The sequence below is a fragment of the Faecalibacterium sp. genome, from assembly GCF_052358865.1.
Taxonomy (GTDB): domain Bacteria; phylum Bacillota; class Clostridia; order Oscillospirales; family Ruminococcaceae; genus Faecalibacterium; species Faecalibacterium butyricigenerans.
The window spans coordinates 1-12805 of sequence record NZ_DAWCVJ010000070.1; the positions used below are offsets into that span (position 1 = coordinate 1).

Consider the following 12805-nt stretch of genomic DNA (forward strand, 5'->3'; position numbering starts at 1 on the left):
CCCAGAGAGATACCGGCCGACCAGTACGCTGTCCTTCTCCGGGAGTTCTGCCAGCAACAGTTTGTTTCCAAAGGCATGATTGCTGATTTTGCCATCCATGACCCCCACCCGCCGGGACACAATCCTCACGCCCATGTCCTGCTCACTATGAGGGCAATGGACGAACATGGAAAATGGCTTCCCAAGAGCCGCAAGGTTTATGACCTTGATGAAAACAGGGAACGAATAAAGCTGCCATCCGGCAGGTGGAAAAGCCACAAAGAAGATACGGTGGACTGGAACGACCAGAAGTATTGCGAAATCTGGCGGCATGAATGGGAGGTCATCCAGAACCGCTATCTGGAAGCCAATGACCGACCGGAGCGTGTGGACTTGCGTTCCTATGCCAGACAGGGGCTTGATATAGTCCCTACTGTCCATGAGGGGGCTGCTGTCCGGCAGATGGAAAAGCGGGGTATCCAGACGAATATCGGCAACCTGAACCGGGAAATCAGAGCTGCCAACAATCTGATGAAGTCCATCCGGCAGCTTATCCAAAACCTCAAAGGCTGGATTACCGAGCTGGGCGAAAAACGGAAAGAGCTGCTTGCACAAAAGGCGGCGGAGGAAGCAACACTTCTTCCAAATCTTCTGATGAAGTATATGGAGATACGAAAGGAAGAACGGAAAAGCTGGACGAGAGCTGGACAGAACCGGGGAACTTCACAGGACTTAAAGGCAGTCAGCGAAGCCCTGTCTTATCTTCAGCAAAAGGGACTTTCCACTGTGGAGGACTTAGAAGCGTTTCTGGAAGCGTCCGGGAAATCAGCCGCCGATTACCGCAATCAGATGAAGCCAAAGGAAGCCCGAAGCAAAGTGATTGACGGGATTCTTGCCAGCCGGACAGACTGCAAGGAATGTAAGCCTGTCTATGAGAAGTACCAGAAGATATTTTTTAAGAAAACAAAGGAGAAATTCAAACAGGAACACCCGGAGGTTGCCCGGTATGCGAAAGCCGCCGCCTACCTTGCCAAGCACCCGGACGATAAGGACAGCACCCAAAAGAAGCTGCAAGAGGAGCAGGAAACGCTTCTGGAAGAAATTGCAGCCCTGAAAACACCGCTGACCGAGGTACAGGAGGATTTGAAGAAGCTGCGGGACATCCGCTACTGGGTACGGAAAGCCACCCCCGGCACAGAAGAAAGCAAAGAGCCGCCCAAGAAACAGCCTATCAAAGAAGTCTTGCAGGATAAGGCTGACGAGAAAAAAGCACAAAGAACTGTCCCGGCACAGACGAAACACAAACAACAGGATATGGAACTTTAACAGGCACTTGCCATTTTCAATCAGAGAATGTCAGGTGCTTTTCTTATTTTCAAGGAGGGATAGATTTGAATGTATTTGAAGCTGTGAAGCAGTCCGTCACAACAAGACAGGCTGCGGAGCATTATGGAATCCATGTAGGTCGGAACGGGATGGCTTGCTGCCCGTTCCATAACGATAAAACCCCAAGCATGAAGCTGGATCGGCGTTACCACTGCTTCGGCTGCGGTGCGGATGGGGATGTGATTGATTTTGCCGCCGCCCTGTATGGGCTGGGAAAGAAAGAAGCCGCCGTACAGCTGGCACAGGACTTCGGGCTTTCCTATGAGGACTGGAAACCGCCGGGAAAGGCAAAAAAGCCCAAGCCCCGGCAGAAATCCCCGGAGGAACAGTTTCAGGAAGCAAAAAACCGCTGCTTCCGTATTCTTACCGATTATCTTCACTTGCTTATGGCATGGAGAACGGACTACGCCCCGCACTCCCCGGAGGAAGCCTTTCATCCCCGGTTTGCGGAAGCCTTACAGAAGCAAGACCAAGTGGAATATCTGCTGGATGTGCTGCTGTTCGGGGAGACAGAGGAAAAAGCGGCTTTGATTACGGACTACGGAAAGGATGTGATACAGCTTGAACAGCGAATGGCAGAGCTTGCAGCCGCAGACGCAGCAAGAACTAAAAAACACCATGAACGCCATGCAGCCGCCCCAGAGCATTGAGGAAATCAAGGCGGGGCTGGAAACCACCGAGAAAGGCGGTGTCCGTCAGAGCATCCGGAACTGCCTGACCGTATTCCAGCGTGACCCTCTGCTTTCCGGGGCTATCGCATACAACATCCTAACTGACCGCAAGGACATCATAAAGCCCATCGGCTTCCACAGAGAAAGCACCGCCCTGAACGATACGGACATGAAGTATCTGCTTCTCTATCTGGAAGAAACCTACGGGCTTACCAATGAGAAAAAGATTGATAACGCCATCGGGATTGTGGCGAATGAAAACAAGTACCATCCCATCCGGGACTACCTAAGTGCCCTTGTGTGGGACGGGACAGAACGAATCCGTTTCTGTCTGCGGCACTTTCTGGGGGCTGACGCAGACGATTACACCTATGAAGCGTTGAAGCTGTTCCTGCTGGGTGCAATCTCACGAGCCTTTCAGCCGGGGTGTAAGTTTGAAATCATGCTCTGTCTGGTAGGCGGTCAGGGGGCTGGCAAGTCCACCTTCTTCCGTCTGCTGGCAGTCCGGGACGAGTGGTTCTCCGATGATTTGCGGAAACTGGACGATGACAATGTGTACCGCAAGCTGCAAGGTCACTGGATTATCGAAATGTCGGAAATGATGGCAACCGCCAACGCCAAGAGCATTGAGGAAATCAAGTCATTTTTAAGCCGGCAGAAAGAAGTTTACAAGATACCCTATGAAACCCACCCGGCAGACCGCCCCCGTCAGTGCGTGTTTGGCGGCACTTCCAATGCCCTTGACTTCCTGCCCCTTGACCGTTCCGGCAACCGCCGCTTTATCCCCGTCATGGTGTACCCGGAGCAAGCCGAGGTTCACATTTTGGAGGACGAAGCTGCTTCCAGAGCCTATATCGAGCAGATGTGGGCAGAAGCTATGGAGATTTACCGAAGCGGCAGGTTCAAGCTGGCTTTCAGCCCCACCATGCAACGGTATCTCAAAGAACACCAGCGGGATTTTATGCCGGAGGACACCAAAGCCGGAATGATACAGGCGTATCTTGATAAGTACACCGGGAGCATGGTCTGTTCCAAGCAGCTTTACAAGGAAGCCTTGAACCATACCTTTGACGAGCCGAAGCAATGGGAAATCCGGGAAATCAACGAGATTATGAACCAGTGCATTACCGGCTGGCGGTACTTCCCGAACCCAAGAATGTTTTCCGAATATGGCAGACAAAAGGGCTGGGAGCGTGAAAACCCGGCAACGGACTCCGGCAACCCGTCTGAAAAAACGATGGATGGTTTTGTGGAGGTCACAGAACAGATGGAGCTTCCATTCTGAAAATGACCGCCCGTTGCACCCCCTGTTGCTATCCCGTTGCCGAGCCGGTTGCCGGGGAAAACCCCTTATTTCCGGGCTTTTCTCCCTTATAACAACCAAAACAACAGAAAAATAAAAGAAAAGTATAAATAGTAACCATCGCCAGATTGAGATTGTTTGCAAGGTCTTTTGAAGCCCGCTGCCGGACTTCGTTGCCGACACCCTCTGTCTGGCTATTTTCATGTATGGAGGATAACTGCCTATGGCGAATAATAAGATGAATGTTGAAGGAAAAAATTACTCGGATATTCCGGTGTGGCGTAGATATACGCTTACCATTGAGGAAGCTGCCAGGTATTATCATATTGGCGAAGGAAAACTGAGAATGCTGATTGATGAGCATCCGAACGAGGGCTTTTATGTTATGAATGGCAATCGAGCCTTGATTAAGCGTGAAAAATTTGAACGCTATCTCGATCAGGCAACGACCGTATAAATGGCATTAGAAATGCTTAACAGAAATTCCGAAATCAAATGGCATAACTATACGGAGAGCCGGATTTGTGGTAGAATAAGACCAGCAAGTCTGGCTCTCCTTGTTCTTAAAGGAGAGATTTCAATGAGTGAAAAAAGACGAGATAATCGCAATCGTATCTTACGTGAAGGTGAATATCAGCGGGCAGATGGGAGGTACAGATTCCGCTATATTGATGAGGATGGGAAAGAGAAAAACGTATATAGCTGGCGGCTGGACAAGAACGATCCTGCACCAAAGGGGAAAAAGAGAGAACCTTCGCTGCGAGAAAAAGAGAAGCAGATAGAAGCTGATTTGTTCGATCATATCGTAACCAATGGCGGCAACTATACGGTATTGGAGCTGGTAGAGAAGTATGTTTCCCTGAAAACCGGCGTTCGCCATAACACCGTTGCCGGGTATAAGACGGTTATCAACATCCTCAAAAAAGAAGCATTTGGTGGTCAGAGAATTGACAAGGTGCGTCTGTCGGATGCAAAGGCGTGGTTGATTAAACTCCAACAGGTAGATGGTCGTGGTTACAGTTCCATCCACTCTATCCGTGGTGTACTGAGACCAGCTTTTCAGATGGCGGTAGACGATGACCTGATTCGTAAAAATCCGTTTGGTTTTGAACTGGCATCCGTGGTGGTCAATGATTCGGTAACGAGGGAAGCTATCACAAGGAAACAGGAACGGGATTTGCTGAAGTTCATCAAGGACGATAAACATTTCAGCCGATACTACGATGCAATCTTTATTCTCTTTCATACAGGACTCCGTATTTCGGAATTTTGCGGACTGACGATCTCAGATATTGAATTTGGCAACAGTCGCATCAGAGTTGACCATCAGTTACAGCGGACATCGCAGATGCAGTATGTGATTCAGGAACCCAAGACAGAAAGCGGCGTTCGTTATGTGCCTATGACGGAAGAAGTGGAGAAATGCTTTCGCAGGATTATTGCCAACCGGACGCCTCCAAAAACAGAGCCGATGGTGGATGGATATGTTGGATTCTTGTTTCTTGACAAGAACGATAAGCCGATGGTTGCCCTTCATTGGGAGAAATACATGGAGCATATCATCGAGAAGTACAACAAAATTTATCGTGTCCAGATGCCGAAAGTGACTCCCCATGTATGCAGACACACATTCTGCTCCAATATGGCAAAATCTGGAATGAATCCAAAGACATTACAGTATATCATGGGTCATGCAGACATCAGTGTTACGTTGAACACCTACACACATGTAAAATTTGATGATGCGAAAGAGGAACTTCTTCGAGTAGCAACATCATAAATAACTCATTGGTAAAGCTCCGAGTTTTACCAATGAATTTACCAATATTGCAGAGAAAAACATGAGAAAATACGGGAAGATTTGAGAAGATAATCCGAAAACAGCGGAAATCTCAAAGATTCCCGGAAATGTGAAAAACCCTGTAATATCAGGATTTTGAGAAGAAATACAAAGCAAAAACGGAGTTATAAGAATATGATAAAAATACTATTCATCTGCCATGGGAACATTTGCCGCAGCCCAATGGCCGAATTTGTAATGAAAGACCTTGTGGCCAAAGCTGGGCTTTCTGACCAGCTTGAAATCGCATCCGCCGCCACCAGCACCGAGGAGATCGGCAACCCGGTCTATCCGCCCGCCCGGCGGAAGCTGGCCGAGCACGGCATCTCCTGCGAGGGTAAAACCGCCCGGCAGATGACCCGGCGGGATTACGAAACCTACGATTACCTGATCGCCATGGATTACAACAACCTGCGCAATATGGCGCGCTTCGTAGGTGGTGACCCGGAGCATAAGGTGTCTCTGCTGATGGATCATACCCGCCGCCCCGGCGATGTGGCCGACCCATGGTATACCGGGGACTTTGAAGCTACCTGGCAGGATGTGCTGGAAGGCTGCACGGCTCTACTGGAAGAACTGCGCTGATAGGAGAATTTCATGACGGAGCGTTATTGTGAGGGCGAACGATTTACGGGCCTGTCGTTTACCGGGGAAGTCTTTGAAAGCTGCGATTTTGCGGACTGCGCATTTGTGGACTGTTCCTTTACAAAATGCGGGCTGGATCATACCACGCTGAACGAGTGCAAATTCGTGCGGTGTGAGATCACAGGTCTGCGCAGCACCCATTCTTCGGTGCAGTCGCTGGATTTTGAGGACTGCCGCCTGAATGAAATTGAGTGGGCACCGCTGATGTCCAACGGTGCCTTCCCGGACCCTATCCACACGCTGAAAGAGTGCAGTCTGAAATATAACACCTTCACCGAAATGAACTTCAACCGCTTCGACTTTTCGGATGGCAACGAAATTGTCGGCTCCATGTTTGCCAAATGCGAAATGCAGCTGGCGAATTTCAAGGGCGTGGAACTTCACGAAACGGAATTCTACCAGTGTGACCTGAGCAAGGCGAATTTCCGGGATGCCGCCGGTTATAAGGTGGACATTCTGGGCAGCCGCCTGAAGGATGCGAAATTTTCCCTGCCGGAAGCGGTGAATCTGCTGGCAGATTTGAAGATCAAGCTGTCGTAAGAAGGAGAAAAAATGCGTCAACTCATCATTGCACGAAAAGATCTGCAGATGTCGCCTGGCAAGCTGGCGGCGCAGTGCTGCCACGCTTCGCTGGCGTTCCTCACCGACCCCATCGGCATGGGACAGGGCGTGGAACCCATCGAGAAAGACGGAGAAATTACCGGCTATCGGGCAGAAATCATGTTGGAGAAAGCAACCTATGAAGAATGGTTCGATGGCTCTTTTACTAAAACTATCTGCGGAGCAAAGAACCGCAATCAACTGCTGAAAGCAAAGACAATTGCCGAGGAATTGGGCCTTGTGGAAAACAAAGACTTCTTCCTTATCCGGGATGCCTGCCACACCGAGCTGGAGCCGGAAGAATTTGATGAAAACGGAGAAGGCATGACCCTGACCTGCATCGGTTTCCGCCCGCTGCCGGATGAAATTGCACACCAGATCAGCCATAAGTTCCATTTGTATTGAGTGCTGGTTCGCGGAATAATAAAAATAGTCCCGGCCATTCTCCTGTGACATACAGGAAAATGGCCGGGATATTTTGCTTTTTACTGAAGATTCATCCATGCCGCCAGCGCACCGCCCAGCGAGTGCCCGCCGATGTACCAGTCGGTGATATCGGAAAAACGTTCCGGGATGCCGTCTGCCGCGTTCCTATCCAGTACGGCCAGATTGCAGGGCATCTTTACCAGCACGCACAGAATGCCGTCCTCGGCAAGGTCGTGCAGGAGGGGAGCATAGGCGGTGTTTTCCACCTTGCCGCCCGGATAGAAGATCAGCCCGGCGGTGGGAGATTCCGGCGCAAAGACCCAGTTGCCGTTCTGCTCGGTGACGCTCACGAAGCGGTCCGACACCAACGCATCCTCGGCGGCGGGGTCTGTGTGGTAGTAGTCGCTGACGTAAATGCCGAATGCGATGCAGACGGCCAGCAAAACAGCCAGCAGGCAGAGGAACACTCTGCGGGGAAACGATTTTTTCTTCTGGTTCTTCATAGAACTCCTTTATTTTATAAGCATTTTCCGCAATCGCTGCAGCCGTTGCAGATTAACTTGCTGCCGCAGGTCTCGCAGTTTGCGCGGAAATGGGGCACATAGAGATCTTCCTGCGGGATGGGGTAGCCCCAGTCGTCCACGAGGTCAAAATGAATGGGCCTTCCCTGAAAGTTCATACCGGATTTATAAGCCATCCGGCTTTGCAGCTGCTTGCTGGGCAGGTGGTAGCGTTTACCGTCTTTGATGAACACAGTGCCAGTCTCGATAAAGCAGAATGTTACGTTGACATCCACACATTCCTGCCGGAGCGATTTGACCCAATCAAAATTGCAGGGGCGGGCACCATCGTAGTTTTCGCCGCCGCAGATGACCTGCTCGATCTGCCCAGCGGAAAGGTACTGCCGGATGCTTACTGGCCCGATGAAGGGCGCGCACATAATGCCCTTGTGCTTGAAGGGCAGGTCAAACAGGATGGGGATGCGCTCATCGGCGCGGCGCTGGTTTTCGCAGGTGACGTTGAAAAAGATGTTGTCCCATCCGCTGCCCCAGTCCGGCGGCAGGCACTCCCGTACCCGCTGCGGCCGTTTGGTGAGCAGAAAAAACACCACATCGCTGCGCTGGCGCATGATGTCCCACGCCTCAGCCCGCCACGGGTCGGCTTCTTCCAAGAAGAAATCCGAGGTCATGCAGACCCGAATCTGCTCACCACTCTGGATTTTGTAGTGTCCGGTGCGGTCTTTCTGGAGCGGATAGGAAAAGCCGCTTTTCGTTTTGTAGATCTCGGCTCCGTTCTGGTCCCGCATCCGGTCGAGAAAATACATGTAGCAGTTCTGGCAGCCCTCGCTGCACTTGACGCAGCCGTGCCATGGATTCCAGATGTCGTGCAGGAAGCTCACCTTCTTTCGGTACCTATTATTATAATAGCTGCGCGGGCAGGAAACAAGAGCGGCACTTGCGCCGCCCCATCGGATGTGATAAGATTAAACAAAATTTAATAACGCTTTGTATGAAAACAACTTTAGATAGAATTCCAGGATGATACAACAGAAAGGAATTTGACTATGGCACGATATAGCGTGAATAATTATACGGTGGATGTGCTTTTGGCGGATATAAAATCCGGTAATATTGCGATTCCGGAAATGCAACGTCCATTTGTATGGGACGCAACGCAAGTGCGTGATTTGATGGATTCGCTCTATAAGGGCTTTCCGGTTGGATATATTATCGTATGGCAAAATCCAAGTGTAAAGTTGAAAGACGGAACAGTTGCAATAGGGAAAAAAGTTCTGATCGACGGGCAACAGCGTATTACTGCTATGGCGGCTGCAATTGTGGGACAGGAGGTTTTAGACAGCCACTATAAATGGAAACGGGTCTGTATTGCGTTTAACCCCATTGACGAAATATTTGAAGTGGCAAATTCCGCAAATCAAAAAAGCAGTAAATGGATTCCGGATATTGCAAAAGTGCTGGATGTGTCCTTTGGTTCTTTTTCTTTTGTGATGGAATATTGCCAGAAAAACGGAATTATGGACAAAGCACAGGAAATCAATGACACAATCAATCGGTTGAGGGCAATACAAAATAATAGCATTGGTGTTATTACGCTGGCAGAAGATTTGGATATTGACAGTGTAACGGAAATTTTTATTCGAATCAATTCTAAGGGTGTGGTTCTGTCGCAAGCAGATTTTGCAATGTCTAAGATTTCTTCGAATGAAATATATAATGGAAATGTGACCCGAAAAACGATTGATTACTTCTGTCATTTGTTGGAGTCTCCGGAGGATTTGAAAGAAATCAAGAAAAATGATGCTGAATTTGCGGCGAGACCGGAATTCGAAGCTATAAAGTGGGCAGCTGCAAAGAATGCACCGATTTATCGCACATGTTATACGGATATTCTTCGTGTTGCATTTACATATAAATTCAAGCGAGGAAAGCTAGCAGATTTGGTTAGCTTGCTTTCAGGTCGAGATTTTGAAACGCGTGAATTTAAGATCGAAATAGAAGAAAGGTCGTTCAATCAATTACATGAGGCAGTTCTGCAAGCGGTGAATCAGACAAATTACGAACGGTATTTGATGATTGTGCGATCAGCGGGAATTGTGATAAAATCGCTGATTCGTTCACAAAATGTTTTGAACTTTGGCTATGCGCTTTTTCTTGCACTTCGTGAACGAAAAGTGGATAGTAATCAAATTGAAAAGATTGTACGCAAGTGGCTGGCTTTGTCTATTTTGACGGGAAGATATTCTTCTGGCTCGCCAGAGTCTGCATTTGATTACGACATTAAGAGATTCTTTGCTTATGATGATCCGATGCAGTACCTGAATATCACAGAGTCGGGCGAATTATCTGAGGCGTACTGGAAGGTAAATCTTGTTCAACGGCTGAACACATCGGTTGCGAGCAGTCCATATTTTAATATGTTCCTTGTGGCACAGGTCAAGGCACACGATAAAGGCTTTTTGTCGATGGAAATTGATATTGAGTCCATGCTGGAAAACAGAGGCGATATTCACCATTTGTTCCCGAAAAATTACTTGATAAAAAATGGAATTGTGCAAGCACAATACAATCAAATTGCGAATTATGCTTTTATTCAACAGGAAATCAACATTAAAATTAAAGATAGTTCGCCAGCCCACTATATGACTGAAGTGATAGGGCAATGCAATACGAAAAAGCCTGTTTATGGTGGAATCATAGAACAAGATAGGCTGGCTGAAAATCTTAAACAGAATTGTATTCCAGACGGATTTGAAAGCATGGAGATTGGCGACTATCAGGATTTTCTACAAAGGCGTCGGGAACTGATGGCCGAGAAAATACATCAATACTATGATTCTCTCTGATTTCAAAGGCGAAACTTGATATAAAGGGATGTACTTCGCAATGCGGTCTCTCTGGGCGGCGACAGCGACACCCTTGCCTGCATCACCTGCGGCATTGCCGAAGCTTTTTACGGGATGCCGCAGGAACTGCGGGACGAGACTTTGAAACGTCTGCCGGAAGATATCCGGGAAGGATATGAGCTGTTTCGGTGGAACATCGGCCAGAGATAAGACATTCGAAGAACCAAGGAGCAGATACAACACACTCGTGATGTGAAGTATCTGCTCCTTGGTTTTTAATAAGACTCGATGGAGGGTGTCTTGCATCGGCCTGAAAAATCCGATATACTGAACCCAGAGAGTATATCGAATTTTTTGGGAAAAGGAGAGAACGGTATGGAACATCTTTATGAAAAGGAACTGGAAAGTGCGGAATATATCAAGACGCACACGAAAAAGCGCCCGGAATGCGGTGGCACGTGCCATGTACAAAAAACACGGTTATACGGAAATTGGAATTGTCCCGACGGTGTTCAATGGCATTGAGGACGTCCAACTGGTGCTTCTGGAAAAATATCTTGGGAAATGAGGATGGAAAGAGTAACGAACCATACCCCCGCCCGGAGGATGTGCTGCGGGAGTTCTTGAAGCAGAACTGAATTTTGCACGCATGTGTACAAAAAACAAAATAATACGATATAAGGAAATATTTTGATGTGACAAAAGTGCTTTTTATCTGCCATGGCAGAATTTGCCGGACATGAAAAAACGCTTGTAAATCAAGCGCTTTCTGTGTTTCAACCTCAGTTTTACCAATGATTTACCAATATTTCTGGAGAGTTAGGCTTGCAGTATAGTTGATTAAATGTATTAAAAGAGTCGTTTTAGACCAACAAAAAGAGGCATCGGATGCGATCCAATGCCTCTTGCTCAATACTATTCTATTTATCCGCGTCCGAGAAGTTTGCGGAGACTCTGGGTTTCTACAATTCTGTAGTTGGAAAGCCAAAGCTGCTTATCCTTACCGGCCAGCTGAGGGTTAGTATAGGTCTCAAAGGTGTTCTGAACAATGGATGTGCCGACTTCGTTCCAGATGTCAATGGGATTGAACAGCCAGGAAACAGCTCCCGTTGCCTCATCAAATTTCAGCAGACTACGGAAAGCACCAAAAATGGGGTAGATATAGCCACTGGAAACAGAATACTTTGTGGGAGTGGCGAGAAACTCCGTTTTTGTCGGAGTGTCAAGAGATTCGATGCCTCTCACGCTTCCAAAACGCGGATTTGCAACGCCCTGCGCCTTCTTATAATCCCTATACTTTTCAGGAAGTTCGCGTTCGATAACATCATAAAGCTCTACCAGCAGAGGAATTTGCCCGGTCAAAGACTTATAAAAAGGAGATTCAAATGCCTGCTTATAGCGCTTAAATACCTGTGTTTTACCGGAATAGCTCTGTACCGGGGCCGCATTGTCATCAGGATATTTGTCGATATCAAAGGCGTAGAGCAAACGGAGCAGTTCCGAAACGTGAATAGGTTTATCCTCATTATCTTTGTAAGCAATCAGATCTGCATATGCCTGACCTGCAATGGAGGCTTTAATATCGTCGAACTTGTCGTCGAGATTGAATAGTGCCATATCAGAAACCTGAACCGACGTGTTGCGAGCATCGGAGAGGCGCGTGATATTCTGCACATTGGTGATGACTTCAACACGAACAAATTTGCGAATGTCTTCAGGAATTTCGTCGCGCTTACGCATGATGGCGGTATAGGTGTGGCCGCCGTCAAGAATGCCGTAAAGGGACTTGTCGTTTTCGTCATTCTGATCACCAATGTCAATGGTTACTTCCGAATCAGTGCTATTAAAGGTTAGTGTTTTGGCGGCGATGACGATACCGCGGTTGTTGATATAGAAATCAGTTTCCGGCTCCACTACAGCAGTGAGCAAGCTACGAGCCACATTGGTTGTCATCTTTGGTTCACGCGGATTGACATCGAGAGGAATATTAGAGGGAAGCTCCTTCATATCCACCAGCAGATAGTAAATGGTTTCGAAGGTGCTTTCATCTTTGTCTCCCTTACGATAAGGGGATGCGAGGGTACGAAGAGCCTCAACTTTAAACTTTAAATTTGCCATTTTATGGCCTCCTTATATTTTCTTCTCGAGGGCTGTTGCCCTGAGAACAATTTTAGTATATCATATACTCAAAAATAAACAATGCACCATGGTGCATAATGGAGAGATATATGGCTGAAAAAGCAAGACAGAGTGAAGCTCTAACAAAAATAGGAAAAATGTTTGAGCAGAAACGATAGTCATTAGGAACAGAGTACAAAAGCCCTGAACAATTTTTCTAAAATAGAAGTGACGAATTGTTCGGCTCAGAAGATTGGATTTCGCTTCGACACCTTTGCAATATAGAACACGGAAAGAATTGGATTAGTATAGAAAAACTAATTATGCTTGCCGATGCTTTGGAAGAAAATCCTGTCGATTTGTTTGCTGAAATAGTTAAAATATATCGAAGTTCTAAAAATTGACTGACTTTTGTGCAGATACTGGCGCAACTTGGATATGATATTGAGCTTACCTACATACAGAAATAGGCC

14 protein-coding genes are annotated in these 12805 nt (G+C 47.7%); 9 read left to right on the forward strand and 5 right to left on the reverse strand.

Annotation, left to right across the window (positions count from 1 at the left end; all coding sequences use genetic code 11):
* From ACT8X9_RS10480 to ACT8X9_RS10490, 3 genes are all read left to right on the forward strand, one after another.
* The coding region (locus ACT8X9_RS10480; protein ID WP_444268933.1) for a MobA/MobL family protein at window positions 1–1305 on the forward strand (1305 nt) is incomplete at its 5' end.
* A 65-nt stretch (window positions 1306–1370) separates the two neighbouring features.
* Window positions 1371–2015: a CHC2 zinc finger domain-containing protein gene (locus ACT8X9_RS10485; RefSeq protein ID WP_444268934.1), complete on the forward strand. Its 645-nt coding sequence runs from the start codon at window positions 1371–1373 to the stop codon at window positions 2013–2015.
* On the forward strand, window positions 1984–3321 hold the full coding sequence (locus ACT8X9_RS10490; protein ID WP_055262336.1) for a virulence-associated E family protein: 1338 nt from the start codon (window positions 1984–1986) through the stop codon (window positions 3319–3321). Before ACT8X9_RS10485 ends, ACT8X9_RS10490 begins: the two co-directional genes overlap by 32 nt.
* Window positions 3322–3349: 28 nt before the next feature.
* Here ACT8X9_RS10490 and ACT8X9_RS10495 read toward each other — a convergent pair whose 3' ends face one another.
* Entirely contained in the window at window positions 3350–3583 is a 234-nt protein-coding gene (locus tag ACT8X9_RS10495; RefSeq protein ID WP_319638255.1) for a tweety protein, read from the reverse strand.
* Between ACT8X9_RS10495 and ACT8X9_RS10500 the strand changes: the two genes are divergently transcribed.
* The 5 genes from ACT8X9_RS10500 (at window position 3563) to ACT8X9_RS10520 (ending at window position 6829) form a co-directional block, all read left to right on the forward strand.
* The gene (locus tag ACT8X9_RS10500) at window positions 3563–3796 is read left to right on the forward strand and encodes an excisionase (protein WP_444268935.1); all 234 of its coding nucleotides are present in this window, start codon (window positions 3563–3565) and stop codon (window positions 3794–3796) included. The two genes, ACT8X9_RS10495 and ACT8X9_RS10500, sit on opposite strands and share 21 nt — an antisense overlap.
* A 123-nt stretch (window positions 3797–3919) precedes the next feature.
* Window positions 3920–5119 (forward strand): tyrosine-type recombinase/integrase, encoded by a 1200-nt coding sequence (locus ACT8X9_RS10505; protein ID WP_444268936.1) that lies wholly within the window; start codon window positions 3920–3922, stop codon window positions 5117–5119.
* Between the two features lie 195 nt (window positions 5120–5314).
* Window positions 5315–5764, forward strand: coding sequence for a low molecular weight protein-tyrosine-phosphatase (locus tag ACT8X9_RS10510; RefSeq protein ID WP_444268937.1), 450 nt, complete (start codon window positions 5315–5317; stop codon window positions 5762–5764).
* A gap of 12 nt (window positions 5765–5776) precedes the next feature.
* Window positions 5777–6364, forward strand: a complete 588-nt coding sequence (locus ACT8X9_RS10515) for a pentapeptide repeat-containing protein (protein WP_444268938.1) — start codon at window positions 5777–5779, stop codon at window positions 6362–6364.
* Window positions 6365–6376: 12 nt separating this feature from the next.
* Window positions 6377–6829 carry an aminoacyl-tRNA hydrolase gene (locus ACT8X9_RS10520; RefSeq protein WP_005946299.1) on the forward strand — a complete coding sequence of 151 codons (453 nt, stop codon included), beginning with the start codon at window positions 6377–6379 and terminating at the stop codon, window positions 6827–6829.
* Between the two features lie 80 nt (window positions 6830–6909).
* On the opposite strand, the gene ACT8X9_RS10525 is transcribed toward ACT8X9_RS10520, so the two are convergent.
* Both ACT8X9_RS10525 and ACT8X9_RS10530 read right to left on the reverse strand, forming a co-directional pair.
* Window positions 6910–7353, reverse strand: a complete 444-nt coding sequence (locus tag ACT8X9_RS10525) for an alpha/beta hydrolase (protein WP_444268939.1) — start codon at window positions 7351–7353, stop codon at window positions 6910–6912.
* A 14-nt stretch (window positions 7354–7367) separates the two neighbouring features.
* Window positions 7368–8249 (reverse strand): DUF5131 family protein, encoded by an 882-nt coding sequence (locus tag ACT8X9_RS10530; RefSeq protein WP_444268940.1) that lies wholly within the window; start codon window positions 8247–8249, stop codon window positions 7368–7370.
* 165 nt (window positions 8250–8414) lie between these two features.
* Between ACT8X9_RS10530 and ACT8X9_RS10535 the strand changes: the two genes are divergently transcribed.
* Entirely contained in the window at window positions 8415–10214 is a 1800-nt protein-coding gene (locus ACT8X9_RS10535) for a GmrSD restriction endonuclease domain-containing protein (protein WP_444268941.1), read from the forward strand.
* Here ACT8X9_RS10535 and ACT8X9_RS10540 read toward each other — a convergent pair.
* Both ACT8X9_RS10540 and ACT8X9_RS10545 read right to left on the reverse strand, forming a co-directional pair.
* On the reverse strand, window positions 10155–10679 hold the full coding sequence (locus ACT8X9_RS10540) for a hypothetical protein (protein WP_444268942.1): 525 nt from the start codon (window positions 10677–10679) through the stop codon (window positions 10155–10157). The genes ACT8X9_RS10535 and ACT8X9_RS10540 overlap by 60 nt on opposite strands.
* Window positions 10680–11138: 459 nt before the next feature.
* On the reverse strand, window positions 11139–12332 hold the full coding sequence (locus ACT8X9_RS10545; RefSeq protein WP_444268943.1) for an AIPR family protein: 1194 nt from the start codon (window positions 12330–12332) through the stop codon (window positions 11139–11141).
* Window positions 12333–12805: the final 473 nt, after the last annotated feature.